Source organism: Pseudenemella bisphenolivorans, assembly GCF_051133435.1.
GTDB lineage: Bacteria > Actinomycetota > Actinomycetes > Propionibacteriales > Propionibacteriaceae > JAAYAO01.
In genome coordinates this window covers 644,625-670,837 of the sequence record NZ_JBPGNY010000001.1, presented here as the reverse complement: position 1 = coordinate 670,837, position 26,213 = coordinate 644,625, and the positions used below count along the sequence as shown (strand labels likewise).

The window sequence follows — 26,213 nt, the reverse complement described above, 5'->3', positions numbered from 1 at the left end:
CTTACTTCCGCCAGGTGATCTGCAACGGCTCGCCGAGGATGTCGGCCTCGGCGGTGACGTTTTGGGTCTTCTCCTCCTCGATGGTGCCGCTGCTCTTGCCGGTGCGCACGGTGGCGCGGAGCAACACCTTGACCTGTACCGGCATCCGGGCTCGGCCGTGGTCGGTCCACTCCAGGGTCGGTTCGGCTTCGGCGAAGGGGTCGCCGATCAGCTTCCAGGACACCCCTTCGACGGAGGAGCCTTCCGGAACCTTGGCGCCGAAGGGGCAGTTGGCCGGCAGGATGTCCGTGCTCTTCAGGCAGGTCTCCAAGCGCTCGCGGGAGGCCTCGATGAGGTCTTCGCGGCCCGTGTCGGTGAGGGTGGGGGAGAGGTCGGGGGCGGCCTGCCGGCTGCCGGGGGCGGAAACGGTCATCACCCGCCCGCCGTAGTCGATGCGATCCAAGCCGGTGCCGAAGGTGTAGCCCCCGGGTAGCACGGTCAGTTCATTGCGGCTGCCGACCGGCACGCCGTTGACCTCGATCGGCAGATTCTTCTGCCGCAGGTCGGCCACCGAGAGGTTGCCGGTGGTCTCCAGCAGCAACCATTTCTCGCCGTCGTGGATCACCCCGAAGGTGCTCTCGATCTGCTGATCACCGATGGTGTAGCTGGCCTTGACCCGGTAGGCGTCCGGATCGTTCACCTCGCGAACTACGATGTTGCCGATCGGGGCGATCTCCCGCGACTGATCGAGCACCTCCTGGGTGATGAAGGTGGTGTCGGTGGGCTCGGCCTGCCCGTAGCTCAGAGCGGTTTCCAGGTCGCCGTCGGCCAGGGCATGCAGGTAGCCGGCCACCGCATCGGAGGCCTTGGTGGCCGGCCCCTGTGGCGCCTGGGTGACCTCGCCCGGCTGCAATGCCCGCCACAGCAGAAACCCGCCACCGACCAGCAGTGCCAACACCACGATGCCGATCACGATCGGCACGGCCGGCGGTACCCGGTGTTGGCGGTGGCGCTGATGGCGCGGTGGCTGGTTCGGTGGCGGGGTCTCGTAGAGGGCCCGGGGTCGCGGAGCCGGGGCGGCGGGCCGCGAGGAGTCCGGAGCGAAGCCGGGCCGCGGTGCCGGTGGGGGTGCCGGAGGCGGAGCGGGGGGTCGGTTCACGAGGTGACAGTAACCCTAGGGAGTGCTGATTGTCCCATCGGGGTAACGGGCGAAACGCCCCGAATCCTGCGGATTCACCGGGTCGTGTTCGGGGTGGGTCCAAGCGCCGAACTTGCCCTGCTGGTAATCGTTGAAGGCATTGAGGATGTCGGCCTTGGTATTGCCGACGAACGGACCGTGCTGCACCACCGGAGCCCCGATCGGCTTGCCCTGCAACATCATGAACCAGGCACCATCGGCACCGGCGGTGAGTCGGGCGACCTGATCGGCATGCAGAACCGCGCCCCGGTCGCTGAGTTCGGTGCCGTCCACCTGCAGCGAACCGCGGTGCACATACACCGTGCGGATCGTGGAGGCCGACGCGGTGGGGAGTTCGGTGGTTGCCCCGGGCGCCATGGTGACCTGCCAGATCGCGACCTCATTTTCGGGGCGCGAGGCCCACGACCTGGCCGGTGGTGCCGGCGGGACGGCGCCGTCCAACTCCCCGGCCACCAACCGGAACCGGGATTCGCGGCCCTCGGCATCGGTACGGGTGACGATCGGGGTGTCCTTGGCCCAGAACATGTCGAAGTTCGGCTCGGCCATCTTGTCCTCGGGCGCGAGGTTCAGCCAGATCTGGAACAACTCCAGCGGATTGTCCCGGTCGCTGTAGCGCAGCGGGAACATTTCGGCATGGGCCACCCCGGCCCCGGCGGTCAGCCATTGGGTGTCGCCATCGCCGTAACGGGCCGCGGCACCCAGGGAATCGGTGTGATCGACCACTCCCTCGAGTACGACGGTGACGGTTTCGAAACCACGGTGCGGGTGCTGGGGGAAGCCCGGCACGGAACTGCCGTGGTACATGTTCCAGCCGTCCTTGTTGTCGAAGTCCTGGCCGATGTTGCGGCCGGACAGATCGGCATCCGGGGTCTGGGTGGTGCCCCGTGAACGCGGGTAGTGGTCGAGGTGGTGCATCGAGAACAGGAAGGGGTCGATGGTCGGCCACGGGCTGGTCAACGCGAAGGTTTCACGAATGACGGACATGAAGCTCCTCAACTGGTAGTTGCACGTTCAACAATACCGTGGCTTGCCGTATTCCCCCAGTCGCCGACTGGGTAGATCTTTCGTCAGGTTGCAGGCCTTGCAGAGGCCTTGGAGGTTGCCCGTGGTCGTGGCACCGCCCTCGGTGTCGGGAGTGACGTGGTCGATATCGCGGATCGGCGCATCGCAGTAGGGAGTGCGGCAGGTCTGATCGCGGATCTCGATGAGTTCCCGCAAGCTCCCGGAGGCGAAGCGGCCGCCCCGCATGGTTTCGGCATCTGCCACCAGGTCGCTGCTCAGGGCCTCGGTCACCAGGCGAGCCCCGATGTCGACAGTGGCATCGTCTGTCTCGATCGGGCTGTGACTGTTGAGTGCGATCCGGCCGATCTGCTCGCGCACGGCATCAATCAGCGCATCGGGCTCGGAATCCGGGCCGGTGCGGGCTCGGATCAACGTCAAGAGCTTGTCAGGCAGCGGTTTGGCCCGAGTCAGAGTGGTTGCCCGTCCCGCATCATCGATGCCGACTGCTCGGATCGAGTGCCGCGCTCCGTGCCGGGCGGCGTGGGCCACCTGGACGCGTAGTTCCGCGGCCGGGATGTTGACCGGCCCGGTCACGCCCACTCCGGTGCCGCCGAGGCTCACCGTGGCGGCTTCATCACCGCCGGCCAGGGTGGCGGCCGGCACCAACACATTGAGCATCAACGCGGTCGCATCCGGGGCGGCCTGTCCGGTGAGGATCTGCACGAACAGGTCGGCTTCGATTTGGGCCTGGCTGCGCTTCGCTGGCGGGGCAGTGGTCGGGTCCGCGTCTTCGGGCGAGGCGGTGTCCGCCGGCGCCCCGGCATCGCCCGCACCGACGTCGATCGGTGGTCCGGGGGCGGCCGCACCACCGTGGGCGATCACGCTCGCCGCAGCCTGCGCCAGGCTTGCCTTCACCGCGATGGCCTGTTTCATCGGCAACAACGCAGTCAGATACGCCATGTCGTCGGGCGCGGGCCGCACGGTGACCCGCCGCTCGCCATACCCGCGCTTGCGTCGGCGGGCCGCGGCCTGCGGGTCGAGCTGATCAGCCATCGCCCGCGAGGCACCATCGGCCTCGCGACGCGACATCCCACAGAGCTTGTCGGCAATCGCGACGTCCACCTCGGCCCGATGATCCGGTCCCAGGACCGATACCTGAGTGGCCACTGCCGCAACGGCCTCGGGGTTCGCCTCGCCCGCGCGCAGACGGGCCAGCGACAGTGGTAGGTCCCGCACCGTCGTTCGAGCCGCGGCGAGGAAGTTGCTGGTACGCCCCGGCGAATCGCGGCGAGCCAGAGCCAAATCTTGGGCGACGCCCTTGCCGACTCGGTCGGCCGGCACCCCCTGCGCGACCTGCTCCCGCCGCACCAGGGCGTCGAATCCGACACCGGCGCGCACTTCCACCGAGTTCAGCATCGCGCGCACCCGGGTGACCTCTTCGACGATCTGCAGCAGTCCGCCCGCATCGGCGGCAACGACGTGGTCTTCGATCAACTCATGCCAGTGATCGAGCGCCGCACCGACCTCCGCCAGCACCACACAACTGCGTGCCGCTCGATCAACCGCAGGGCCCCGCTCGGTCAGTAACTGCCGAGCCGCCGCGTCCCAGTCTTCTCCGTCCCCCGAGTGGACGTCCCAGTCATCCGACGGGCCATCCGCCCAGCGGGCAGGATCGTTCAGCCATTCGTCGTACCACGGGGGTGCGCTCACCTCCTCGGTTTCGAGTACGGATGTACCGCCAACCGGGGGTGAGGAAGGGGGTGGTTTCCTCATGTTCCAAGCCTGACAGCGCCCACTGACACTTTCGGCCCGGATCAGCCCAGATCCACCCTCACCCGGAAACCATTGGATCGTTTGTTTGAATAAGGGAGTACGTATTCAGTAGAGGGCGTCAATCGCAAGGGCTCTACTGAGCCCGGCGCTTCTGCATCTGCGTGAAGGCCGCGCGGGCGGTCGCCAGCGACTCCGACGGCGACTCCCCGTACCGTTCCGCATAGTTCTTCGCGAACCGCCCGTGATGGGTCACCCCAATGGCCTTCGCCACCGACGCGACCGTCAAATGCGGAGCCCGCTCCGGGTCGGTGAGCAACCGATGAGCAACACTCAGCCGGCGCGACTTCACATACCGCGCCGGTGTCATCGACATGAAGTCGTTGAATGCCGTGTGCAGTTGCCGTTCGCTGATTCCACAGGCCCGCGCGATGTCCTTCACCGTCAACGAACCGGCCAGGTGCGCATCGATGTACTCCTGGGCGGTGAACAAGTAGCCCCGGCCGGCGTCGTGTTCCTTGCCCAGGCTGCCGCGCAGGAAGGGGGAGACCCCCACGGCCAGGCTCGACAACAGGTGCGAGCCGAGCAGGGAACTCAAATGCTCCCCACGCACCCCGAGCTCGATCTCCTTGCACGCCTGGTCGAAGGCCGACTTCACCAGCTCCGGGGCCGCCAACAGCAGCGGGCCGAACTCCGAGGTGATCCGCAGCCGGTCGGTCAACGGACGGCCGGTCACCCGGCGCACACTCTCCTCGATCGCCTCGGCATCCACCGCAGCCACCAGCGCCCCGAAACCCGGGGCCGGCAGCAGCCGCGTCCCGTGCTCGGTGCCCATCACGAACGGTGCCGAAGTACGCCACCGATGGTCACCGTTCTCCACCGTCATCGCCGAACGCGGCAGCACCACCAGCACGCGCCGTCCGGTCGGGGTGGAATGCACCTGCAGGGGCACCGAATACCGAATCGATACCAGCCCGACACGTCCCAGGCGGACGCCGTTGACCTCGCCCTGCACCTTCTCGCTCACCGTCAGCATCCGGTGCTTGTTCCCGGTGACGTCACCGATCGCCATCCGCATCGCCAAGGGGTCGTCGCCGCTGAACAGTGGAAAGGACGGCAGGAACGAGGGATCGTCCCCGGAAAGCTGCTGCATCACACACCCCCGTCCGACTCGCGACAACACAACGCCCAGATCATGGGATAGGACAGGTTATGCAGTTGTCTATCCGATTTCTGCGTGCTGAGAACTTGGCTATTCCCACGGCCACGCATGCCTGCTTAGTGTCCTGCTCAACCTTGAACGGCTGAGTCTGACCGAGAGGCAAGGATGCCCCATATGAACGAGAATACTCCTGTCAATCCGAAGGAGCGCCTACGCGTCGTCCGTCACGACGAACGTGAAGAACTCTGGTTTCTCGGCGAATACACCGACTTCATCATCACCGGTGCGATGACCGAGGGGCGTCTGCTGGTCTACACCCACGACGCCCTGCCGAACTCTGCACCGCCGCTGCACGAGCACATCGGCGAGGACGAGATTCTGATCCTCATCGAGGGCTCGATCACCTTCTGGGCCGCCGATCAGGAGCACACCCTGTACGGCGGCGACGCCATCGTGCTGCCGAAGGATCTGCCGCACACTTTCCGGGTCGGCACCGAGGGTGCCCGCTACATGGTGCTCACCAGCCCCGCCAACTTCGAGAACTTCGTCCGCGACATGAGTGTGCCGGCCACCTTCCGCGGCCCCGAGCCCGGCTTCGAGTTCACCCCCGAGTACACCCAGCGCCTCAACGAGACCGCCGCCAAGCACGGCATCACGATCATGGCGCCCCCCGGCACCCTGCCCACCGACTTCCCCGGCGGAACGGAACCGGTGCGATGACCGACCTGAACACCAACCTGAGCAACGCCGACATCGTCGCGCGCTTCTGGGACGCGCAGATCGCCGGAGACCGCGACACCGCCCGCGCCCTGGTGCACCCGGAAATGACCTGGACCGTCATCGGCCGCACCCACCCGATCGCGCGCACCTTCCACGGCGCGGACGGCTTCTTCGGTGAACTGCTCGGCGAACTCGGACGCAACCTCGACCGCCCCACCATCAAGATCGAGGTCCAGCACATTCACGACGCCGGCGACGTCGTCGTCACCGAGTTCCACGAAACCGCCACCGCCAAGAACGGCCATGAGTTCGTCATCGACATCATCTGCGTGATGAACCTCGCCGACGGGCTGATCACGAACTGCCGCGAATACATGGACCTCGCCGAAGTGGGCGCGGCCTTCCCGGCCTGACGCCACCTTCCACCCAACCCGACCCAGGAAAGACCATCACATGACCGTTTCCCCCGAACTCGTCAACATCCCCACCACCGACTGGATCAGCTACGACAACCCGGTGACCGCCGAGATCGTCGCCAAGATCCACGAGATCGGGCCGATGCTGCGCGAACAGTCGGTCACCGCCGACGAGAACCGCGTCCTGTCCGACGAGGCCATCCAGGCCATCAAGGACACCGGCGCCTGGAAGATCTCGACCATGTCGCGCTACGGCGGCCACGAAGGCGGCGCGCGGATGCTCTTCGACGTGGCCCGCACCCTCGGCTACTACTGCCCGTCCGCCGGCTGGGTCACCGTCATCACCAACGGTTCGGTGATGCTGGCCAACCGCTTCGACGACGAGGTCCTGGACGACATCTTCCAGGGCAACGACCCCTCGCTCGGCATGGCCTCGGTGTTCGCCAGCCCGTCGGGCAAGGCCGTCCGTGACGGCGACGGTTACCGGTTGAGCGGTTCGTGGCCCTTCGCCTCGAACATCATGCACTCGGAGTGGGCGATCGGCATCACCAATGTCTACGAGAGCGAGGACGCCGAACCGACCGTCGGTTTCGCGATGATGCACCGCGACCAGTACACGATCAAGGACACCTGGCGGGTGCTCGGCATGCGCGGCACCGGTTCGCACACCATGGTCACCGAGAACCTCTGGATCCCGCAGAACCGGCTGATCTCCTTCGAGCGCATGATGGGCACCGACTTCGAGTCCGACCCCAACGCCCCCTTCGCGCGCCGGCAGACCCCGCACCTGTCGATGGCCACCACCATCGCCGCCCCGTCGGTGGGTGCCACCCAGGCCGCCCTCGACTTCGTCCGTTCCGAGGCCCCGAGCCGTGGCGTCACCTTCACCAACTACGCCACCCAGGCCTCCTCGGGGTCGTTCCGCGAGGGCATCGGTGCGGTGTCGGCCAAGATCGACACCGCCGTGCTGCTGCTGGAACGTTCCGCGGACTTCATCGACCAAGCCGCCCGCGGCACCGAGCCGATGCCCAAGGAACTGCGGGCCCGCTGCCGCGGTGGCCTCGGCCACAGCGTGCACTCCCTGGCCGATGCGATGAACGACCTGATGTGGCTGCACGGCACCGCCGCCTTCGCCGAGGCCAGCCCGCTGGGCAAGCTGTGGCGCGACGTCAACACCGGCGTGCGCCACGCCACCATCAGCGCCCCGGTGAACTACGAGCTGCACGGATGTGGCCTGCTCGGCACCGAATACATCTCCACGAAGCTGTGACCGATGCCGCTCTCCCACGTCCCTGACCCAGCAGTCGAGGCCCACCTCGGCCTACGTTTCGCGCGCGCGGATCGCTACTGCCCGTCGGAGTACGTGGAGGGCGGCACGCACGCAGCCACCCTCAGCGACGTCCCCGCCTTCCCCCAACTGCCCGGCCGGCTCGAGGCGGCGATGGGGTCGGCGCTGACCCGCAACCCGCAGTCCGAGGACGCCTTCTTCCTCAACGTCTGGACGCCCCGTGGTGCCGAACACCTGCCGGTGCTGGTGTTCATCCACGGTGGCGCCTGGACGACCGGGGCCGGAAGCGCCCAGTGGCACGACGGGACGGTGCTGGCCGGCACCGGGATGGTCGTGGTGACGCTCAACTACCGGCTCGGTGCCCTCGCCCACCTCGCCCCCGAGGAGGGCGTGGACCCGACCCCGCTGGCCCTGGGTGACATCCACCACGCACTGACCTGGGTGCACCGCAACATCGCCGACTTCGGCGGTGACCCCACCCGGGTGACCCTGGCCGGGCACTCGGCCGGTGGCTGGTACGCCCACGTGCTCAACCTGCTGCCGCAGGCCTCGGGATTGTTCCGGCGGCTCGCCCTGCTCAGCGCCAGCGCCCGCACCCTGTGGACCCCCGAGCACCTCACCGAGGTGAGCCACCTGGCCCGTGCCGGCCTGGTCGGCAGCGATCTGCGAACCGCCCCGGTGGACGAAGTGCTGGCGGCCGGCTTGGCGGCACTGAAGCAGTTTCCGCCACCGTTCGGACAACCCCCGTCGGCCTACCTGCCCACCTTCAGCCCGGCACTACCGGAAGATCTGAGCCGTGCTGCGGTGCCGTCCGGACACGCCACGGCGCTGTACCTGCGCACCACTGCTGCGGAGACCGCCGCGTTCTTCTATCAGGCGCCGGAGCGGCACATCACGGCCGACGAGGTGGGGGAGTTGTTCCCCGACTGCGCGGGCTCTGAGCCGTACGACTGCCTGGTGGAGCGAACCTCGCGTGAGTTGTTCGTCCGATTCGCCGATGAGGTCGCCGGGGAGGCCGCGCAGGCGGGGACACCGGTGCAACGTGCGGTGTTCGATCACGCGAGCACCCTGGACGGGTTCGGCGCCGCGCACACCTTCGATCTGCCGTACCAGTTCGGCAACTGGGAGGCGTGGACCGACGCCCCCATGCTGCAGGGCGAAAACCGCGAAGCCTTCGAGCGCAGATCGGCCCCACTCGTGCGGGAGCTGCACGACTTCGTCACCGCCGAGGCCACGGCCCGGTAGCGCCCCACACCGCAGTTTTCACCTTTTCCGACTCCCAGAAGGAGCCGTCATGAACCAGCGCCCCCATTTCGACCCTGCCGCCTTCCGTTCGGTGATGGGTCATTACCCCACCGGTGTCGCCATCGTCACCGGCATCGCCACCCACGGTGAGCCGCTCGCGCTCGTCGTCGGAACCTTCTCGTCGGTGTCACTGGAGCCGCCGCTGGTGTCCTTCATGCCGATGAAGACCTCGTCGACCTTCGCCAAACTCGCCGAATGCTCCTCGATCTGCATCAACGTGCTCGCCGCCGACCAGGAGCAGATCTGCCGCACGATCGCGCGCCGCAAGACCAACAAGCTCGAGGGCATCGACTGGAAACCCTCCCCGTCGGGGGACCCGATTCTCGAGGGTGTGATCTCGTGGGTCGACGCCCGAATCACCACCAACGTGGACGCCGGTGACCACTGGGTCACCCTGTGCAGCGTCGAAGCGCTCGCGGTCGAGAACCCGGTCGCGCCCCTGCTGTTCTTCCAGGGCGGCTACGGCTCCTTCGTGGTGCCCTCGCTGATCTCACGGATCGACGCCGACATCGCCGACGAGGTGCAGGCCGCCGTCGCGAGCCGCGACGATCTCGAGGCCCTCGCCCGGTCGATCGGCTGCCAGTGCACCCTGATGAAGGTGGTTAATCGCGACGAACTGGTGGCGGTGGCCGTCGCGGCCGCCCCCGGTGTGAGCGTGCAACCCGATCTGGGGCAACGCCTGCCGATCATTCCGCCGATCGCTGACAGTTGGGCCGCCCATCTGGACGAGGAGGGCCGGGCCTACTGGTTGGGCAAGGCCTCCGGGGCCGGCGAGACCCAACTCGAGATCTTCCACCGTCGCCTCGATTTCTACCGGGAACACGGCTTTCTGTACCGGCTTCGCGAGCAGGCACCCGACGACTCCCTGCAGTACCTGAGCGAAGCCACCACGGCGTACGGCTCCCAGCGCCTCACCCCGGCGCAGGAGCGTGAGATCCGCGACACCATCACCGGCGCGGTGAAGCCCGAAGCGTACGACGTGAAACCCCTCGATGACGACGCGAGGTACAACCTGTCCTCGCTGATCATCCAGGTTCCGGACGACGACGGTCCGTCCGACCTGACCTTGCGGATGACCTTCCTGCCTCAGGACGTCACCGGCGCCACCGTCCGCGAATGGGTCGACAAGGCCTACGCGTACGCCACCGAACTCGAGACCGCCCTCGTCTGAGTTCGGTCCTCCACCCGCAACACTCACCTGGTCGAAGCAACCTTCGACCGCCCATCCGAGAGAGAACCATGACCCAATCACCGCCGAATACCGAGACACCGGACGGCTCGCCCGTCGACACCCGCGACCAGAGCACCAGGCGCCGCGACGCACGCCGTGCTCAGGTCGCCAGCTTCCTGGGCACGATGGTGGAGTTCTACGACTTCATCCTCTACGCGGCTGCTGCCGGCATCGTGTTCCCCGCCGTGTTCTTCGCCGGACTCGATCCACAGCTCGCCACAACCTTGTCCTTCGTGGTGCTGCTGTCGGGCTACCTCGCCCGTCCACTCGGCGGCTTGGTCTTCGGTCACTTCGGTGACCGGTTCGGACGCAAGAACGTGCTCTTCGTGACCCTGCTGCTGATGGGCGTCGTCTCGGTCGGTATCGGTGTCCTGCCGAGCTACGGCGCCATCGGTGCCGCCGCCCCGATCACCCTGGTGATGCTGCGCATGCTGCAGGGTCTGGCGATGGGTGGCGAGTGGGGTGGCGCCACGCTGATGTCGATGGAACATGCCAGCAAGAAATCCCGCGGCGTCGGTGCGAGCATCGCCGCGATCGGCGGCCCGGCCGGCGCGATCCTCGCCACCATGGCGCTCGCGCTGTTCTCCCGGATGCCCGGTACGTCCTTCCTCGACTGGGGCTGGCGAATTCCCTTCCTGCTGTCGGCGGTGATCGTGCTGGTCGGTGTCTACCTGCGCCTGCGGGTGACCGAGAGCCCCGACTTCCAGCGCCGCCTGGCCGAGGTCGAGGACGCCCACGACCGCGCGCTGCCGCTGGCCACCGTGGTCACCAAGTTCCCGCTGCAGGTCATCATCGGCACCTTCGCCGGTGCCGGCTCGCTCGCGGTGCAGGGTCTGCTCGCCAGCTTCATGGTGCGCTACGTGACCACCCAGGGCCACGTCGGGCAGGAGGCCGCGCTGTACATGCTGTCGGGCTCCTACTTCCTGATGATTTTCGCGATTCCGTTCTTCGCCTGGCTGTCCGACCGGTACGGCCGCAAGCCGGTGATGATCACCGCCGGCATCGTCGGGGCGGCGCTGGTCTTCCCGATGTTCGCGCTGTTCAACTCCACCAGCCCGATGATCGTGCTGGCCGGCTTCCTGCTCGCGGGCAGCATCGTCCACGCCGCAATGTTCGGGCCCTTCGGTGCTTTCCTGAGTGAGAAGTACGCCCCCGAGGCGCGCTACACCGGCGCCTCGCTGAGCTACCAGCTCTCGTCGATTCTGGGTGCCGGCAGCATCCCGCTGATCGCCAATCTGGTGGTTTCGCCCGAGAACGGGGTCACCTACCTGGGTTGGTACGTGATCTTCCTGTTCGCGCTGTCGATCATCGCGGTGTTCGTCTCGAAGGAAACCGCCGGCCCGCGCGCCGTCCGCCTGAAGTGGGAGGACGACGCGCAGTAAGTCGCGATCGACCGAAAAGGCGTGGGGCTGTCACTGAGGTGGCGGCTCCACGCTTTCGTTCAGCGAACCATCGTCCAGGGTCCATGTTCGGTCGAAGGAGAAGGCCTCGGCGAGCGAGGAGCCTTCGCCGGGCTCTTGGTGCGTCACCACCAGGATCGCCGCACCTTGCTCGGCCACTGTGCGAAGGCATTTCATCACGCGCACGACCGACACCGGGTCGAGTGCCGAGGTGGGTTCGTCGAGCACCAGGACGTCCGGTTCGACGCTGAGCGCACGCAGAATCGAGAACCGCTGACGCTGGCCGCCCGACAATTGCGACGGCCGCCTGTCCATCAATTCCTCGCTCAGGCCGAGCTCGGCGAGGAAGGACCCCGGATCGCAGCTCGGGTTCGCGTCGGCCAGCGATGAGCGGATGGTTCGCCACGGGTTGAAGGCGTCGTGTGGACTCTGCGCGACCAGTTGGATCGCGCGACGCTGCTGGATCGTCCGGTCCCATAGTGTCGGCGCGAGCCGAGTGCCGTGCAGCGTCAGCGTGCCTGATCGCAGCGGCAAGAATCCCACCAGGGCGCGAGCGATGGAGGTTTTCCCGCCACCGCTGACACCGCGCAGAGCGGTGATGGTGTCGGGATGGAGTTCCAGATCGACCTGATCCAGGATCGTGCGACCCCTCGGATCCACGAAGTATCCGCCACGAACCGCGAGCGCGGGTTCCGCACTTCGGAAGGTGCTCAGGCCGTCGAGGGAAGGACGCGGAGGCTGATCGATTTCGGAGGTGGTGACAGATGTTTCCGCCAGATCGATGATCCGGCAACCGAGCGCCACGGCCGCGGCTCGATCGTGGGTGACCAACAGCAACGCGGAGCGCAGACCCTTCGACAGGTCCGCCAGCACACTCAGCATGTGCGCGCGGGTCTTCGGATCGAGGCCGGCGGTGGGCTCGTCCAGAATGAGCAGTGGTCGGTTCATGGCGAGCGCTCGGGCAAGTGCCACGCGGCGCTGCTGACCGCCCGAGAGCTGCCAGGTTCTGCGTCGCAGGAACGAGCGGTCGCTCGGCAGATCGACGGTGTGCAGCACATCCCCGATGACGTCAGCCGTCGCCGAGGCATCGAGGGCAGCCGCCTCGCGCAGAGTTGCTCCAACACGCATGGACGGCGTCAAGCTCTCGCCCGCGTCCTGAGGGACGTAGGCGACCGTGCGTTTCTGCCCATCCAGGACGAGAGACCCATCGGTGGTGAAACCGGACGGGAGTTCGCCGAGCACGGCGCGCAGGATCGTCGTCTTCCCGATCCCGGACGGACCCATGATGGCGATCCGCTCACCCTCGCCCAACGTCAGGTTGAAGTCCGAAATCAGGCACCGACCGTCCGGTGCCGAGATCGACAACTCCGTGCAGGTCAGCAGATGGCTCACAGGGTCTCCTCGACGTCCCTGAGCGGTCGTTCCAGCAGCAGGGCGATGACCGACAGTGAGAGCACGAGCGCAATCCCGGGTGCGAGCGTCGCCCAGGGGTTGAGGGAGAAGCCCACCACATTGTCGCGAATCGCGCGCGCCCAGCTGTTGCCGAGGCCGGAGGCGAATCCGAGAAAACTCAACGCGGCGACGAGTTGGATCGCTGCGAGAAAACGCAGCGCGCTCTCGGCGGTCACGATGCCGAGCAGCGACGGCAGCAGGTCCCTGAGCCCGATCCACAGCTTCGAATCCCCGAGTCCGGCGGCCGCCTCCACGTAGCCAGAGCGGGATACCTGCACCGTGGCCGCCGACACCACGCGCACAAAGATCACCACTCCCGACAGCACCACGCCCGCCACGATCGAGGTTGGACTCGCGCCGAAACCCAGGACAATCACAAGCGTCAGGACGGCGGGCGGAATGATCAACAGCACGTCCGCGAGTCGGATCACGACGTGGCGCGCCCGGGACGAGGCCAGCCCCAGGAACACGCCCAGCAGCGTGCCGACCACCGCGAGCGCGACCGCGGCAACAGCGGGCACGATGAAGGTCGCGGGCGCGTGGATCAACAACTGCGCCAGGACGTCGTTGCCCAGTGAGTCGGTGCCGAGCAGGTGCCCATCGCCCGGCCCGCTGAACGGTACGGTCCGAGCCGACGGCAGCAGCCGTGCCGGCAATGGTGCCAGCAACGCCAGAGCCACCGCGATGACCCCGACGGCGATAGGGCGGGCTGTTCTCATCGGGTCACCATCCGTGGGTCGAGCCGGGCCGCCAGCAGGTCGCAGAAGTAGATCGTCACCGCGACCACGGCTGCCAGCACGGTGACCACCGCCGTCGCGACCGGAAGATCGCGATCACCGACGGCTTCGATGAGAAGGGACCCGATACCGGGGAACTGGACGAGTTGCTCCACGATGACGGTGCTGCCGATCAGGATCGAAGCCATCCAGCCGAACAGTTGGATCATGGGGGCGAGCGCGACCGGCAGGATGTGGCGCGTGATCACCCGGAACTCGGGGATGCCCATCCGGCGGGCAGCCCGGACGTGCGGGGCGCCCGCGACGCGCGAGACGGCCGCCGAGGTGTAGCGGGCGACCCAGATCGTGACCGGGACACCCATCGCAAGCACGGGGATCACCAGAATCTGTGGGCGTGAGAACACGTGGCCGAACGGTGGAATGACCGACAGGGACGGAACCAGGCGCCACGAGACGGCCAGCAGCCCGACCGCGATGGCACCGATGACGAAATCGGGGACGGCGCTGGCTCCGAGCAGACCCGCGTTGGAGAAGGCTCGCCCGCGGCGTTGTCGCCCGATCAGTGTTCCGATCGTGATCCCGACCGTGAGCGCCAGCACCGCCACGATCCCGGCCAAGGCGGCGGAGTTGCCGAGGCGGGTCAGGACCAGACCGGTCACTGATTCGCCGGAGATGGCGCTCGTGCCGAGGTTGCCGGTGAACAGGCCGGTGAGCCAGTCGAGGTATTGATCGAGGATCGGACGGTCGAGCCCGAGGCGGATGCGCAAGTCGTGCAGCCGTTCGGGGGTGACGTGGGGCCCGAGGATCCGAGTGGCGGCATCCCCCGGTAGGAAGGTGACAGTCACCCACGTCAGGGTGCCGGCGAGGATCACACTCACCGGCACCCACACGCTTCGCGCGAGAGCCGCCGCAACAGGGTGAAGAGGCCGACCCGTGCGGCTCTTCGCGTCTCGAAAACCGCGTTGGGTCACCGTTCGATGGTCGCCCCGGTGAAGACGGGCACACCCTGCGAGAGGTACACCCCGTCCAGGCCGGGGATACCGGCATTGAGCACGGCCTGATACCCCCACAGGATCGTGCCGCCCTCCTGCCAGCTCTTCTGCTGCGCCCGACCGAAGATCTCTTCTCGTTCCTTGTCATCAACAGTGGCCTGTGCCTTGGCCAGGAGCGCGTCGAACTCCGCGGGCGCATAGCCCGAGATGTTGAAGAATCCCTTCGAGCCCGAGAATGACCCGAGGTAGGCGCCGGCATCACGGTTGATGTAGTACGTCACCTGAAGCGGGGTGGACATCAGGACGTCCATGTCGGCGTAGAAGCTCGCTGGTTCCACCGACTCGACCTTGGCTTTCACTCCGACTGCTGCCAGTTGCTCGGCAAAAAGCTCCGCCGCACGCGTGAGCCCCGGGGTCACCTCGGAGGCGCGAATGGTCACCTCGGTGACGCCCGCTTCCCGGAAGAGTTCCCGTGCCCGGTCCTGATCGAACTTTCGCTGGGGGACGCCGTCGTTGTAGCCCTCGAGCCCGAGCCCGACGAGGTCATTTCCGACCGAACCCTGCCCGAGGAAGATCGTGTCCACGAGTTCCTGACGGTTGATCGCAAGCTTCATGGCTTCGCGAACCTTCGGGTTGTCGAAGGGCGGCTGCTTGACGTTCATTTCGAAGCCGAGGGTCTGCGAATCGCCGTCGCCGCCACGATGGATCTTGACCTCGGGGTTGGACTCTTCGGCCTTGGCGATGACCGGGTCAACGCGTGTGGCGAAGTCGATCTCGCCGCTCTTGAGAGCGTTCATGCGTGTTTGCGGGTCGTCGATCACGGAGATCTCGAGGTTCTCGATCGCGGGCTTGCCGAGGTAGTGGTCGTCGCGCGCCTTCAACACGATGCGTTCGCCCGCGACATAGCTGACGAGGGTGTACGGGCCGGAGCTGATCGGCTTCTGCCACTCTGTGAAGCCCTCGGGGAAGACGGGTGAGGCGAAGGCGAGCACCGTGGTGACGAAGTCGCCACGCGGTCTCTTGAGCGCGACTTTCAGGGTGTGGTCATCGACGACGGTGGTGGCATTCAGGTCGAGGTCTTGAAAGAAGGTGGCATAGGACGGGCTCGCGGCGGGATCGGCCAGCAGTGACAGCGAGTACTTGACGTCGGCAGCAGTGACGGGGCGCTGGTCCGAGAAGGTGGCTCCGTCGGTAAGGGTGATGGTCCATTCGGTGGCGTCCTTGTTCGGCGTGACGGACTTGGCCAGCGCGAGGTGGGTGACACCGTCGCGCAGCTCGACGAGGCGGTCGTACAGGTGGGCCACCGCGATGTAGTCGGCGAACCCGTTGGTGGTGAGCGGGTTCAGCGTGTCCGTCGTATTGCCGAGGGCGCCGATCTTCAGGGTCTTGTTGGCGTGGTTCTCGGGGTCTGTGCCGTTCTCCGGAGCACCCGCTCCCGCGCAGCCGACGAGGGCGAGTGCGGTGATGAGTACGGCGCTCAGGAGAGCGAGTTTGCGTCTTTTCACGTCTGTCTTTCGTGGGTCAAGGGGGTGAATCGTGGGTGGCGCCCTACCGTTGTGCGCGCACGCGAGGCCACCTTCAGGGAACGATAATCATTCTCAGTTATTTGTGGCAAAGGTGTGTCCACCCCTTGGCGCGGTGAGACCTCGACGCGATCGCGCAATGGCCGCGGAGACCTACGCGGCGCGGCTGCTGAAACTCAGCCCGCCCGCCGCAGCCGTCGCTGCCGGCGCACCGCCAGCAGACTGTCGATACTGACGATCACCAGCGCCACCCAGACCACCGCGAAGCCCATCAGCCGGCTCGGCGACATCGGCTCACCCAGGTAGTAGATGCCGATCAGCATCTGCGCGGTCGGGGCGATGTACTGCAGCATGCCGATGGCGAACAGCGAGATCTTCTGCGCCGCGATCGCGAACAACAACAGCGGCGTCAGCGACATCGCGCCGGTGGCCACGAACAGCAGGCTGTAGCCGAGCCCCTTGGTGGCGAAGCCCCCTTGGCCGATCACCGCCAACCAGATCAGAAAGGCCAGCGCGAAGGGTGTGATCAGCAGCGATTCGATGGTCATCGTGGCGATCGGCTCGACCCGGATCCGCTTCTTGATCACCCCGTAGATCGCGAAACTCGTGGCCAGCACCAACGCCACCCACGGCACCTGGCCGAGTTGGATCGTCATCCAGGTCACCCCGACCAGGGCGACCCCGACCGCCAGCCATCGCAACGGTGAGAGCCGTTCGCGCAGCAGCACCACACCGGCCACCACCGACAACAACGGGTTGATGTAGTAGCCGAGTGCGGCGTCCAGGGCGTGTTGGTTGTTCACCGCCCAGATGTAGGTGCCCCAGTTGACGCTGATCAGCAGGGCGGCGACCGACAGCACGATCATCGTGCGCCGGCGTCGCAGCACCTGCCACCAACGCACCCCGAGAATCAGGCCCAGCCCGAGCGCCATCACCGACGACCAGATGTAGCGGTGGGCGAGCACCTCGACGGCCGATGAATCCCCCAGCAGGGGCCAGAAGAGCGGGGTCAGCCCCCACAGCACATACGCTGCGAGGGCTGCCAGTACTCCGCGTCGGCCGTCGGCCGGGTGGGGGGTCAGTTCAGTGACCACGTGTCGTGGCCATTCACCAGTTCCTGGAGTTCGTCGGCATCCGGTGCCGAGCCGCCGACGGCCGAGTTGACCTGGTCGCGGATCAGGTCGTCGTAGGTCGGACGTTCGACCTGACGGAAGACCCCGATCGGCGCCCGCTGCATCACCCCGGCGTCGGTCAACCGCGACAACGAGAAAGCCATCGCCGGGTCGTCGGCGTGCGCATCGTGAATCAGCACCGCGTCCTCACCGACCTCGGCCACCTCGGCGACCTTCACGCCACCGGTTTCGGTGTCGCGCACCACGCAGAGCTGTCCGTCCTTGCCGAACCGGATCGGTTCGCCGTGCACCAACGGAATCAGGGCATTGGACGAGGTCTCCTGGTCCTTCAGCGCCTCGAAGGAGTCGTCGTTGAAGATCGGGCAGTTCTGCAAGATCTCCACCAGCGCGGTGCCGCGGTGCTGGGCGGCGGCCTTCAGCACCGAGCTGAGGTGCTTGCGGTCGGTGTCGATCGAGCGGGCCACGAAGGTGGCCTCCGAACCCAGTGCCATCGACACCGGGTTGAGTGGGGCGTCCACCGAACCCATCGGCGTCGACTTGGTGACCTTGCCGAACTCGGACGTGGGGGAGTACTGGCCCTTGGTCAGCCCGTAGATCCGGTTGTTGAACAGCAGGATCGTGATGTTGACGTTGCGGCGCAGCGCATGCATCAGGTGGTTGCCACCGATCGACAGCGCATCACCGTCACCGGTGACCACGAACACCGCGAGGTCTTCGCGGGCGGTGGCGACCCCGGTCGCGATCGCCGGGGCGCGACCGTGAATCGAGTGCATGCCGTAGGAGTCGACGTAGTAGGGGAACCTCGAGGAACAGCCGATGCCGGAGATGATCACGGTGTTCTCGCGCTTGATGCCCAGTTCCGGCATCAGCCCCTGGAAGGTCGACAGGATCGCGTAGTCACCACAGCCGGGGCACCAACGCACCTCCTGGTCGGAGACGAATTGCTTGCGGTTCAGCGGCTCGATGGACAGCGGGACGCCGGCCAGTCCGGTATCGAGGGCGTTCACTTGTACTCCTTCAGCATCTGCATCAGGTCGTCGGCCAGTTCGGCCAGGGAGATCGGTAGACCGAAGACGCGCGAGTAGCACTCCACGTCCACCAGGTACTTCGAGCGCAGCAGCATGGTCAACTGGCCCAGGTTCATTTCCGGCACGATCACCTTGTCGTAGCCGCGCAGCACCTCACCGAGGTTCGCCGGGAACGGGTTCAGGTGGCGCAGGTGGGCGCGGGCCACATTGCCCCCGGCCGCCCGGACGCGACGCACCGCCGCCCCGATCGGGCCGTAGGTCGAACCCCAGCCGAGCACCAGCACCTTCGCGCCGTCCGGGTCGTCGACCACCAGATCGGGCACATCGGCCACGATCGCGTCGATCTTGGCCTGGCGCAGCCGCACCATCTTGTCGTGGTTGGCCGGGTCGGCCGAGATGGTGCCCGCCCCGTCGGCCTTCTCCAATCCGCCGAGGCGGTGTTCCAGGCCGGCGGTGCCGGGGATGGCCCATGGACGGGCCAGGGTTTCGGCGTCACGCACGTACGGGTGGAACTTGCCGTTCTCGCCGTTCGGCTCGGTGGCGAAGTTGGTGTCGATCGGTTCGATCGCCGACACATCGGGCAACTGCCAGGGCTCGGCGCCGTTGGCCACGTAACCGTCCGAGAGCAGGAAGACCGGGGTGCGGTACTTGACCGCGATCCGGACGGCCTCGATCGCGGCGTCGAAGCAGTCGGCCGGCGACTGGGGTGCGATCACCGCCACCGGCGCCTCACCGTTGCGTCCGAAGAGCACCTGCAGCAGGTCGGCCTGCTCGGTCTTGGTGGGCATACCGGTGGACGGGCCGGCGCGCTGCACGTCGACGATCACCAGCGGCAGCTCGGTCATCACCGCCAGTCCGACGGTTTCCATCTTCAACGCGATGCCGGGGCCCGAACTGGCCGTGACCCCCAGGTGTCCGGCGAAGCTGGCGCCCAGGGCGGCACCGACCGCGGCGATCTCGTCCTCGGCCTGGAAGGTGGTCACCCCGAACCGCTTGTGCTTCGACAACTCGTGCAGCACATCGGAGGCCGGGGTGATCGGGTAGGCGCCGAAGAACATCGGTAGCCCGGCCTTCTGGGCGGCCACCACCAGGCCCAGGGCCAGAGCCGGGTTACCGGCGATCTGACGGTAGGTGCCGTGCGGCAGCTTCGCGGGGGAGACCTCGTAGCGCACCGCGAAGTCCTCGGTGGTCTCGCCGTAGGCGTACCCGGTCTTGAAGGCGGTGATGTTCGCGTCGCGGATCTCGGGCTTCTTGGCGAACTTGTCGGCCAGGAAGGCCAAGGTGCCCTCCACCGGACGGTTGTACATCCATGACAGCAGGCCCAGGGCGAACATGTTCTTGGCGCGCGAGGCCAGCTTGCGGGTGAGGCCGAAATCCTCGACCGCCTGCACCGTCATCGAGGTGAGGTCGACCGCGTGCAGGTGATAGTCGTCCAGGGAGCCGTCCTCGAGCGGGTTGGTGGTGTAGCCCACCTTGCTGAGGTTGCGCTTGGAGAAGTCGTGGGTGTCGGCGATGATCACCCCACCGCGCTGCAGGTCGCCGATGTTGGCCTTCAGGGCGGCCGGGTTCATCGCCACCAGCACGTCGGGCTTGTCGCCCGGGGTCATGATGTCGAAGTCGGCGAAGTGCAGCTGGAAGCTGGAAACCCCGGCCAGGGTGCCGGCTGGGGCCCGGATTTCGGCAGGGAAATTCGGCAGGGTGGAGATGTCGTTGCCGAAGGTGGCCGAATCGGCGGTGAATCGGTCACCGGTGAGCTGCATTCCGTCGCCGGAGTCGCCTGCGAAGCGAATCACGACTTTGTTGACGGACTGGACGGTGGTTGACGACACTGGGCGACCTCTCTGACGGCGCAGTCTCTTCAGTCTCTCTGATGACTCAGTGAATATTATATTCAAATGCTCGTTGTCTGCCAAGCATGATCATCACCGTACTCTGGTGGCATGGCAGTATTTCCGGGTTCAGCCACCAGACCATACCCGCCCGCTCGGACGGGTCGCTGGGATTGGTTCGCTGACCGGTCTCTGGTGGTCACCGACGTGGCCCTGGCCTGCTGTGCCATGGAGTTCGAAGCCGCCTGCGCCACCCCGATCGACGCCGACGCCGACGTCGACCATCTGCCTCATGCCGTGGTGGTCTCCGGCACCGTCACCGACACCCTCGCCCCCGCGGTGGTGGCGATGATCGAGCAACTGCGCACCCGGGTCGAAACGGTTCACGTCGTCTCCTTCGGTGCCTGCACCGCCACCGGTGGGCCGTACTGGGATTCGCCGGTGGTCACCAAGGGGCTCGACCAACTCGTCGAGGTCGACCGCTTCGTCGCCGGCTGCCCACCGCCGCCCGGTGCCCTGACCGCCGCCCTGGCCGATCTGCGCACGGGGGCGACATGTTGACGCCCACCGAGACCCCGCCCGAGCAATGGGCCGAGGCCGCCGCCGACCTGCACGCCGAGTACCCGATCTTCGACTGGCTCGGGGCGGTGGACGATGTCGGACGCTCCGGCGGACTGCGGGTGGTACTGCAGGCGATGAACCCCGACGGCGACACCGCGGCGATCGCCACCACGTTGCCCCGCGAGAATGCCGAGCTGCCCGGCGTGGCCAAGCTCTGGCCCGGCGCGGCCTGGTGTGAACGCGAGGGCGCCGAGGCCTTCGGAATCGTCTTCACCGCGAGCGACGCCCGTCCGCTGCTGTTGCGCGACACCTCCCCGGCCACCCCGCTGCGCAAGGACGTCGTGCTGGCCGCGCGCACCGCCCGTCCCTGGCCCGGGGCCGGCGAACCCGGCGGCTTGGCCGGCAGCCGACGCACCGCGCCGGCCGGGGTGCCCGATCCCGCGGTCTGGGGCAACCGCAACCCCGACGATCCGGCCGACCCGGCCGAGATCGCCGCCTCGCTGGCGGGCGGCCGACGGAGGCGACGATGAACGCCCGGGTCGATCCGGTGATCGGCCACGGCTCGATTCACCTGATCGCCGAGAACTGCACCTCGTGCATGATCTGCGTGCGCGAATGCCCTGCGTGGTGCATCGACCTGGAAGCCCACAGCGAGGTCGACCCCGACTCCCCGCCGGGACGCAGGCCCCGTACCCGTAATGTGCTCGACAGTTTCACCATCGACTGGGGCCTGTGCATGTACTGCGGAATCTGCGTCGAGGAGTGCCCCTTCGGTGCCCTCGAATGGGCCGGCGACCACGTCGGCGATGTCACCGACCTCGCCGGGCTGCGGCACGGCATCGACGAACTGGGGCCGACCGCTTCGTGAATCTCCGGCGAACCACCCCCCACCTCATCAGGCGCAACCGTGGCACGGTCGCGCGGCTGTGGCGCGCAGCCATGCTCGCCACCGGTGCGGCGTGGTCGATCCGGGCGGTGCGGCGAGGCTTCCTCGGTGTCGCTCTGGCCACCCTCGGTGGGCTGAGCCCCGCCTACCTGCCCCCGGACAGCCCCTGGTGGATCGTGCTCGAACCGATCGGAGCGAACACCGAACTCGGCCGGGGTGTGGCCACCATCCTGGTGATGGTCGGCCTGGCCCTGCTCGTGGACGCCTGGTTCCGGCTGCGCCCCGAGGGACGGATGCCGGTCAGTTACTCCGCGGTGCTGGCCCTGTGGAGCGCACCGATGGTGCTCGCCCCACCGATCTACAGCCGCGACGCCTACTCCTATGCCGCCCAGGGCTGGATGGTGCACAACGATGTCAGCCCCTACCAGGTCGGCCCCGGGGCACTCCCCGGACCCTTCGCCGACCCGGTCGAGCGGGTCTGGCTGCACACCCCGGCACCCTACGGACCCCTCAGCCTCCAGATTCAGCACTTCCTGGTCGACCTCACCGGGCACAACGCCTACTGGGCCGCGGTCGCGATGCGATTGCCGGCGCTGCTCGGGGTGGCACTGTTGGCGGCCTTCTTCCCGCTGTTGATGCGGCAACTGCGGCTACCGGTCGCGCCGGCGTCCTGGTTCGTGCTGCTCAACCCGCTGGTGCTGCTGCACTTCGTCGGCGGCGCGCACAACGACGCCCTGATGCTCGGCCTGGTCGTGGCCGGACTGTGGTGCGGCACCGGACGGCACTACTGGTGGGGCCTGATGTTGGTCGGGGTGGCGAGCGCGATCAAACAGCCTGCGGCGCTGGCCGCGGTGGCGATCGTGCTGCTGTCAATACCCGGGCTGCGGCGGAATTGGTCGAACTGGGGGCTGATCCTGCGCGAGATGCTGATCGGCGCCCTGGTTGCCGGGGGAACCTTCGCCGGGGTGTCCCTGCTCACCGGGTTGGGTTTCGGGTGGTTCAACGCCGTCAACGTGCCCGGCATGGTGCCCACCATCGCGCCCACCACGATGGCCGCCGAAGGCGTCAAGAACATTCTGATCGGCTTCGGCCTGTACGAGTACACCGGCCGGATCACCCTGATCTTCCGGGTCGTCGGCATGGTGTTCACCGTCGGCCTGATCGGCTGGTTCGGGATCCGCATCGCGCTGCGCCGACCGCTTCGTTTCCTGAGCTGGTCGTACCTCGCCTTCGCCCTGGGCGGGCCGGCCCTGCACGTCTGGTACCTGATGTGGGGCGGGCTACTGCTGCCGATGTCGGAGCCGTCCAGCAAACTCGTGCGACTGTCGGTGTGGGTCACCGTCGGGCTGGTCGTCTACACCGGCGGCAACGTCGCCCTGCGCAACGATTCGCTGGCCGTCGGCCTGGTCGCGGTGATCGGCATCGCCGCAGTCGCCCTCTGGCACGACCGTCGGCTGATGCGCAGCGGCATGCTGCCCAGCAGCGGTTAGCCGACGACCGCGGCGACCTGCTCGGCGTCGACCGCGGCCAAGGACGCATCGGCCCACCGCGGATTGCGATCCTTGTCGACCAACTGGGCGCGCACCCCTTCGGCGAAGTCGGGGTGGGCGGTCATCGCGTGCGCGATCTTCAAATCATCGGTGAGCACCTCGTCCAGGCTCTCGGCCCGCTCGGCCTTGCGCAGTGCGGCCAGTGACACCGCCACCGCGAACGGGGAGCGGGCCCGAAGCGTCCGGGCGGTCTCCCGGGCGGCCGGGTCGTCGTGTGCCTCGAGCCGGGCGCAGATCTGTTCGGGGTCGTCGCCGGCGAAACATTCGTCGATCCAACCGCGATGGTTCCGCAGGCCCGCGCGGGGGGCCGGGTTGCCGACGTCGTCACCGACCGGGGTCTCATTGGCCAGGCCGTCCACGATCTCGTTGAGGGTATCCTCGCGCACCAGGGTGTCGGCCAGGCCCAGCGCGATCGCGTCCGCACCGTCGATCGCGTTACCGGTCAATGCCAGCCAGGTGCCGAACTCGCCGGGGGCCCGGCTGAGCAGCCAGCGGGCACCGACATCGGGGAAGAAGCCGATCACGGTTTCGGGCATCGCCAACTGCGAGGTTTCGGTGACCAGCCGCAGCTCGGCATGCCCGCCAACCCCGATCCCGCCACCCATCGTGATGCCGTGCATCGCCGACACGATCGGCTTCGGGTAACTGCTGATCAGCAGGTTCATCCGGTACTCGGTTTCGAAGAACGGGCCCGGCGCACCGGTGCTGAGCACCTCTTCGCGCACCGCGCGCACGTCCCCACCGGCACACAGGCCACGTTCACCGGCACCGTCGATGTACACCGACCGCACCTGATCGTCGTCGGTCCACGCCAGCAGCTGCTGCTCGATCGCCTCAACCATCGCCAACGACAGCGAGTTGATCGCCTTGGGACGGTTCAGCCGGATCTGACCCACCGCGCCCAAACGTCGGAACAACACCTCGTCGGTTCCGGTGGCACCGGGGCTGAAGCTGGGCATGGCGTTTCCTTCGCGTTTCGGGGGCTCGGAAAAATCAGGGCTCAGAAGTCGTAGTCAACCACGACTGCGGCGTGATCGCTCACCCGTGCTTCGTAGCTTTCCGGACGGTCGGTGCCGCCGGTGATCGCGGTGCGGGCCAGGGCGGGTGAGGCGAGGTGGTAGTCGATCCGCCAGCCGGCGTCATTGGTGAACGCCTGGCCGCGCCAACTCCACCAGGAGTAGGGGCCCGGCTGGTCGGGGTGCAGCCGGCGCACCACATCGTGCAGGGTGCGGCTGCCCAGGATCGTGCCGAACCACTCGCGCTCCTCGGGCAGGAAGCCCTCGCTCTTGCGGTTGGTCTTGAAGTTCTTCAGGTCGATCTCCTGGTGGGCGATGTTGAAATCACCCAGCACGATGAACTCCCGCCCCGCCTTGGCAGCTTCGCGGCGCGATTCGGTGAGCTTGCGTGCGAAGCGGCGCAGAAACCGGAACTTGCGTTCCATCTTGGCCAGCGACGCCTCGTCCTCGAAGGGGGTGCCGCCCTTGGGCACGTACACCGAGGCCACCGTCAATCCCGGCAGGCCCGGACGTTCGATGTCGACCTCGATGTAGCGGCCCTCGCCGTCGAACTCCTTAGCGCCGATGCCGGCCCGCACCGAGGTGGGGGCTTCCCGGGTGAGTACCGCGACCCCGTTGCGGCCGGCCAACGTCCCGGCGTCGTAGCTGCCGTGCAGGTGACCCCACGGCCCGTCCGGCAGCATGGCCTCGGCGGCCCGCACCTCCTGCAGCGCGACCACATCGGGTTGGCGCTCGGTCAGCCAGTCGAGAAAGCCGCGCCGGTGGGCGGCCCGGATGCCGTTGACGTTGAAGGTGGCGATGCGTAACACGGGGCACACCATACTCAGCGGACGCCGGATCCGCCGGTCGGTTCAGCCGATGCAGGTCAGCCGGTGAAACCCAGCACCTTGTCGATCTGCATCACCAGGATCACCCGGTCGGGGGAGTCGTCCGGCGCCGGGGCACCCGGGTTGCCGTAGCGCGCGGCTAGATGCACCCAGAACGAACCGGTCGGGTCCTCGATGACCTCCTTCAACGAACCGCGCAGTTCGGCGTAGTTGAACGGGTCGTCGGGGTCGAGCACCATCAGGCACATCGACGGGTTCTGCTGCAGGTTGCGGTACTTGCCGCGGGTCGAGGTGTGGGTGAACTTCACCACCTCGCCGTCGAACTCGAACCACATCGGGTTGACCGTGACGGTGTTGTCGGGCCGGATGGTGCCCAGTGAGGCGTAGATGGGACGCGCCAGCAGGGCCTTCTGGGAGTCGGTGAGAGTGACCATGGGCAAAGACTAACGGCCCGAATCCGGTGGACTCGGGCCGCTCGTGGGTGGCAGCTGTTGGATTCGAACCAACGAAGGCGAAGCCGACGGTTTTACAGACCGCTCCCTTTGGCCGCTCGGGCAAGCTGCCGTGTCGCCGGGCTCGGCGACGAAGAAGAACTTTAGCGAATCGCGGCTCCGAGAGCCAATCGAAAAGGTGCGATCTGCTGGCATGATGGGCCGACAGCGACTTCAGGAGGGGACAGATGGCGGACAGCTCATTCGACGTGGTCAGCAAGGTGGATCGGCAGGAAGTCGACAACGCCCTGAATCAGGCGGCCAAGGAGGTCCGGCAGCGGTTCGACTTCAAGGGCACCGACGCGGGCATCGAATGGTCGGGCGACCTGATCGAAATGCAGGCCGACTCCGAGGACAAGGTCAAGGCCGTGCTCGATGTCTTCCAGTCGAAGTTGGTGCGCCGCGGGGTGAGCCTGAAGGCTCTGGACGCCGGCGACCCGCGCTCGTCGGGCAAGTTGTGGAAGATCACCGCCTCCACCAAGGAAGGCATCTCCACCGAGAACGCGAAGAAGATCTCCAAGCTGATCCGCGACGAGGGGCCCAAGGGCGTCAAGGCCCAGATCCAGGGCGACGAGCTGCGGGTCAGCTCGAAGTCGCGCGACGCCCTGCAGGCCGTGCAGAAGCTGATCAACGATCAGGACTACGACTTCGCGGTGCAGTACACGAACTATCGCTAGCCGTGCCGCCACGCTCATCAGAACTTCACATCGGCTGAAA

At 67.1% G+C, this 26,213-nt stretch carries 25 protein-coding genes and 1 tRNA gene; 11 read left to right on the top strand and 15 right to left on the bottom strand.

Features of this window, described 5'->3' with window-relative positions:
- Nucleotide 1: 1 nt before the first annotated feature.
- From ACR4XW_RS03270 to ACR4XW_RS03255, 4 genes are all read right to left on the bottom strand, one after another.
- Nucleotides 2-1,138, bottom strand: a complete 1,137-nt coding sequence (locus tag ACR4XW_RS03270) for a hypothetical protein (RefSeq protein WP_434759073.1) — start codon at nucleotides 1,136-1,138, stop codon at nucleotides 2-4.
- Between the two features lie 15 nt (nucleotides 1,139-1,153).
- Nucleotides 1,154-2,161, bottom strand: coding sequence for a pirin family protein (locus ACR4XW_RS03265; protein ID WP_434759072.1), 1,008 nt, complete (start codon nucleotides 2,159-2,161; stop codon nucleotides 1,154-1,156).
- 27 nt (nucleotides 2,162-2,188) lie between these two features.
- Nucleotides 2,189-3,889, bottom strand: a complete 1,701-nt coding sequence (locus ACR4XW_RS03260) for an HNH endonuclease (RefSeq protein WP_434759071.1) — start codon at nucleotides 3,887-3,889, stop codon at nucleotides 2,189-2,191.
- Nucleotides 3,890-4,085: 196 nt separating this feature from the next.
- A complete protein-coding gene (locus tag ACR4XW_RS03255; RefSeq protein ID WP_434759070.1) occupies nucleotides 4,086-5,102 on the bottom strand; it encodes an AraC family transcriptional regulator in 1,017 nt (338 codons plus the stop codon).
- Nucleotides 5,103-5,285: 183 nt separating this feature from the next.
- Here ACR4XW_RS03255 and ACR4XW_RS03250 point away from each other — a divergent pair, with 183 nt between their 5' ends.
- From ACR4XW_RS03250 to ACR4XW_RS03225, 6 genes are all read left to right on the top strand, one after another.
- Nucleotides 5,286-5,831, top strand: coding sequence for a cupin domain-containing protein (locus ACR4XW_RS03250; RefSeq protein WP_434759069.1), 546 nt, complete (start codon nucleotides 5,286-5,288; stop codon nucleotides 5,829-5,831).
- Entirely contained in the window at nucleotides 5,828-6,244 is a 417-nt protein-coding gene (locus ACR4XW_RS03245) for a nuclear transport factor 2 family protein (protein ID WP_434759068.1), read from the top strand. The genes ACR4XW_RS03250 and ACR4XW_RS03245 overlap by 4 nt, the downstream gene beginning before the upstream one ends.
- 40 nt (nucleotides 6,245-6,284) lie before the next feature.
- Entirely contained in the window at nucleotides 6,285-7,517 is a 1,233-nt protein-coding gene (locus ACR4XW_RS03240) for an acyl-CoA dehydrogenase family protein (protein ID WP_434759067.1), read from the top strand.
- Nucleotides 7,518-7,520: 3 nt separating this feature from the next.
- Complete coding sequence (locus ACR4XW_RS03235; RefSeq protein WP_434759066.1) at nucleotides 7,521-8,780, top strand: carboxylesterase family protein; 1,260 nt, start codon at nucleotides 7,521-7,523, stop codon at nucleotides 8,778-8,780.
- Nucleotides 8,781-8,829: 49 nt separating this feature from the next.
- Nucleotides 8,830-10,011: a flavin reductase family protein gene (locus tag ACR4XW_RS03230; RefSeq protein WP_434759065.1), complete on the top strand. Its 1,182-nt coding sequence runs from the start codon at nucleotides 8,830-8,832 to the stop codon at nucleotides 10,009-10,011.
- A 68-nt stretch (nucleotides 10,012-10,079) separates the two neighbouring features.
- A complete protein-coding gene (locus tag ACR4XW_RS03225) occupies nucleotides 10,080-11,453 on the top strand; it encodes an MFS transporter (protein ID WP_434759064.1) in 1,374 nt (457 codons plus the stop codon).
- Nucleotides 11,454-11,483: 30 nt separating this feature from the next.
- On the opposite strand, the gene ACR4XW_RS03220 is transcribed toward ACR4XW_RS03225, so the two are convergent.
- From ACR4XW_RS03220 to ACR4XW_RS03190, 7 genes are all read right to left on the bottom strand, one after another.
- The gene (locus ACR4XW_RS03220) at nucleotides 11,484-12,863 is read right to left on the bottom strand and encodes an ABC transporter ATP-binding protein (RefSeq protein WP_434759063.1); all 1,380 of its coding nucleotides are present in this window, start codon (nucleotides 12,861-12,863) and stop codon (nucleotides 11,484-11,486) included.
- Nucleotides 12,860-13,642: an ABC transporter permease gene (locus tag ACR4XW_RS03215; protein WP_434759062.1), complete on the bottom strand. Its 783-nt coding sequence runs from the start codon at nucleotides 13,640-13,642 to the stop codon at nucleotides 12,860-12,862. Before ACR4XW_RS03215 ends, ACR4XW_RS03220 begins: the two co-directional genes overlap by 4 nt.
- Nucleotides 13,639-14,538 carry an ABC transporter permease gene (locus tag ACR4XW_RS03210; RefSeq protein ID WP_434759061.1) on the bottom strand — a complete coding sequence of 300 codons (900 nt, stop codon included), beginning with the start codon at nucleotides 14,536-14,538 and terminating at the stop codon, nucleotides 13,639-13,641. Before ACR4XW_RS03210 ends, ACR4XW_RS03215 begins: the two co-directional genes overlap by 4 nt.
- Before the next feature lie 89 nt (nucleotides 14,539-14,627).
- Entirely contained in the window at nucleotides 14,628-15,956 is a 1,329-nt protein-coding gene (locus ACR4XW_RS03205) for an ABC transporter substrate-binding protein (RefSeq protein ID WP_434759060.1), read from the bottom strand.
- 395 nt (nucleotides 15,957-16,351) lie between these two features.
- A complete protein-coding gene (gene rarD / locus ACR4XW_RS03200) occupies nucleotides 16,352-17,269 on the bottom strand; it encodes an EamA family transporter RarD (protein WP_434759059.1) in 918 nt (305 codons plus the stop codon).
- Entirely contained in the window at nucleotides 17,254-18,315 is a 1,062-nt protein-coding gene (locus tag ACR4XW_RS03195) for a 2-oxoacid:ferredoxin oxidoreductase subunit beta (RefSeq protein ID WP_434759058.1), read from the bottom strand. Before ACR4XW_RS03195 ends, rarD begins: the two co-directional genes overlap by 16 nt.
- Nucleotides 18,312-20,096, bottom strand: a complete 1,785-nt coding sequence (locus tag ACR4XW_RS03190) for a 2-oxoacid:acceptor oxidoreductase subunit alpha (RefSeq protein WP_434759399.1) — start codon at nucleotides 20,094-20,096, stop codon at nucleotides 18,312-18,314. The genes ACR4XW_RS03195 and ACR4XW_RS03190 overlap by 4 nt, the downstream gene beginning before the upstream one ends.
- A gap of 264 nt (nucleotides 20,097-20,360) precedes the next feature.
- On the opposite strand from ACR4XW_RS03190, the gene ACR4XW_RS03185 reads away from it, so the two are divergent.
- The 4 genes from ACR4XW_RS03185 to mptB are packed head-to-tail and all read left to right on the top strand — an operon-like array spanning nucleotide 20,361 to nucleotide 23,102.
- Nucleotides 20,361-20,726: an NADH-quinone oxidoreductase subunit B gene (locus ACR4XW_RS03185; RefSeq protein ID WP_434759057.1), complete on the top strand. Its 366-nt coding sequence runs from the start codon at nucleotides 20,361-20,363 to the stop codon at nucleotides 20,724-20,726.
- Entirely contained in the window at nucleotides 20,720-21,256 is a 537-nt protein-coding gene (locus ACR4XW_RS03180; RefSeq protein ID WP_434759056.1) for an NADH-quinone oxidoreductase subunit C, read from the top strand. Before ACR4XW_RS03185 ends, ACR4XW_RS03180 begins: the two co-directional genes overlap by 7 nt.
- Nucleotides 21,257-21,276: 20 nt before the next feature.
- Nucleotides 21,277-21,594 (top strand): 4Fe-4S binding protein, encoded by a 318-nt coding sequence (locus ACR4XW_RS03175; RefSeq protein WP_434759398.1) that lies wholly within the window; start codon nucleotides 21,277-21,279, stop codon nucleotides 21,592-21,594.
- The gene (gene mptB / locus ACR4XW_RS03170; RefSeq protein WP_434759055.1) at nucleotides 21,591-23,102 is read left to right on the top strand and encodes a polyprenol phosphomannose-dependent alpha 1,6 mannosyltransferase MptB; all 1,512 of its coding nucleotides are present in this window, start codon (nucleotides 21,591-21,593) and stop codon (nucleotides 23,100-23,102) included. The genes ACR4XW_RS03175 and mptB overlap by 4 nt, the downstream gene beginning before the upstream one ends.
- On the opposite strand, the gene ACR4XW_RS03165 is transcribed toward mptB, so the two are convergent.
- From ACR4XW_RS03165 to ACR4XW_RS03150, 4 genes are all read right to left on the bottom strand, one after another.
- Nucleotides 23,099-24,121 (bottom strand): enoyl-CoA hydratase/isomerase family protein, encoded by a 1,023-nt coding sequence (locus ACR4XW_RS03165; protein WP_434759054.1) that lies wholly within the window; start codon nucleotides 24,119-24,121, stop codon nucleotides 23,099-23,101. The genes mptB and ACR4XW_RS03165 overlap by 4 nt on opposite strands.
- Nucleotides 24,122-24,162: 41 nt before the next feature.
- Nucleotides 24,163-24,999: an exodeoxyribonuclease III gene (locus tag ACR4XW_RS03160; protein WP_434759053.1), complete on the bottom strand. Its 837-nt coding sequence runs from the start codon at nucleotides 24,997-24,999 to the stop codon at nucleotides 24,163-24,165.
- 44 nt (nucleotides 25,000-25,043) lie between these two features.
- Nucleotides 25,044-25,439, bottom strand: a complete 396-nt coding sequence (locus ACR4XW_RS03155; protein ID WP_434759052.1) for a PPOX class F420-dependent oxidoreductase — start codon at nucleotides 25,437-25,439, stop codon at nucleotides 25,044-25,046.
- Between the two features lie 48 nt (nucleotides 25,440-25,487).
- A tRNA-Tyr gene (locus ACR4XW_RS03150) sits at nucleotides 25,488-25,569 on the bottom strand.
- A gap of 115 nt (nucleotides 25,570-25,684) precedes the next feature.
- Between ACR4XW_RS03150 and ACR4XW_RS03145 the strand changes: the two genes are divergently transcribed.
- Nucleotides 25,685-26,173 carry a YajQ family cyclic di-GMP-binding protein gene (locus ACR4XW_RS03145; RefSeq protein WP_434759051.1) on the top strand — a complete coding sequence of 163 codons (489 nt, stop codon included), beginning with the start codon at nucleotides 25,685-25,687 and terminating at the stop codon, nucleotides 26,171-26,173.
- Nucleotides 26,174-26,213 lie beyond the last annotated feature (40 nt).

Excerpts from the sequence above, each read along its gene's own strand:
- ACR4XW_RS03145 (WP_434759051.1), top strand. The coding sequence starts at position 25,685 with ATGGCGGACAGCTCATTCGACGTGGTCAGCAAGGTGGATCGGCAGGAA.
- ACR4XW_RS03240 (WP_434759067.1), top strand. The coding sequence starts at position 6,285 with ATGACCGTTTCCCCCGAACTCGTCAACATCCCCACCACCGACTGGATC.
- ACR4XW_RS03215 (WP_434759062.1), bottom strand. The coding sequence starts at position 13,642 with ATGAGAACAGCCCGCCCTATCGCCGTCGGGGTCATCGCGGTGGCTCTG.
- ACR4XW_RS03190 (WP_434759399.1), bottom strand. The coding sequence starts at position 20,096 with ATGCAGCTCACCGGTGACCGATTCACCGCCGATTCGGCCACCTTCGGC.
- ACR4XW_RS03155 (WP_434759052.1), bottom strand. The coding sequence starts at position 25,439 with ATGGTCACTCTCACCGACTCCCAGAAGGCCCTGCTGGCGCGTCCCATC.
- ACR4XW_RS03255 (WP_434759070.1), bottom strand. The coding sequence starts at position 5,102 with ATGCAGCAGCTTTCCGGGGACGATCCCTCGTTCCTGCCGTCCTTTCCA.
- ACR4XW_RS03250 (WP_434759069.1), top strand. The coding sequence starts at position 5,286 with ATGAACGAGAATACTCCTGTCAATCCGAAGGAGCGCCTACGCGTCGTC.
- ACR4XW_RS03180 (WP_434759056.1), top strand. The coding sequence starts at position 20,720 with ATGTTGACGCCCACCGAGACCCCGCCCGAGCAATGGGCCGAGGCCGCC.
- ACR4XW_RS03265 (WP_434759072.1), bottom strand. The coding sequence starts at position 2,161 with ATGTCCGTCATTCGTGAAACCTTCGCGTTGACCAGCCCGTGGCCGACC.
- ACR4XW_RS03225 (WP_434759064.1), top strand. The coding sequence starts at position 10,080 with ATGACCCAATCACCGCCGAATACCGAGACACCGGACGGCTCGCCCGTC.
- ACR4XW_RS03235 (WP_434759066.1), top strand. The coding sequence starts at position 7,521 with ATGCCGCTCTCCCACGTCCCTGACCCAGCAGTCGAGGCCCACCTCGGC.
- ACR4XW_RS03230 (WP_434759065.1), top strand. The coding sequence starts at position 8,830 with ATGAACCAGCGCCCCCATTTCGACCCTGCCGCCTTCCGTTCGGTGATG.
- ACR4XW_RS03160 (WP_434759053.1), bottom strand. The coding sequence starts at position 24,999 with ATGGTGTGCCCCGTGTTACGCATCGCCACCTTCAACGTCAACGGCATC.
- ACR4XW_RS03245 (WP_434759068.1), top strand. The coding sequence starts at position 5,828 with ATGACCGACCTGAACACCAACCTGAGCAACGCCGACATCGTCGCGCGC.
- ACR4XW_RS03165 (WP_434759054.1), bottom strand. The coding sequence starts at position 24,121 with ATGCCCAGCTTCAGCCCCGGTGCCACCGGAACCGACGAGGTGTTGTTC.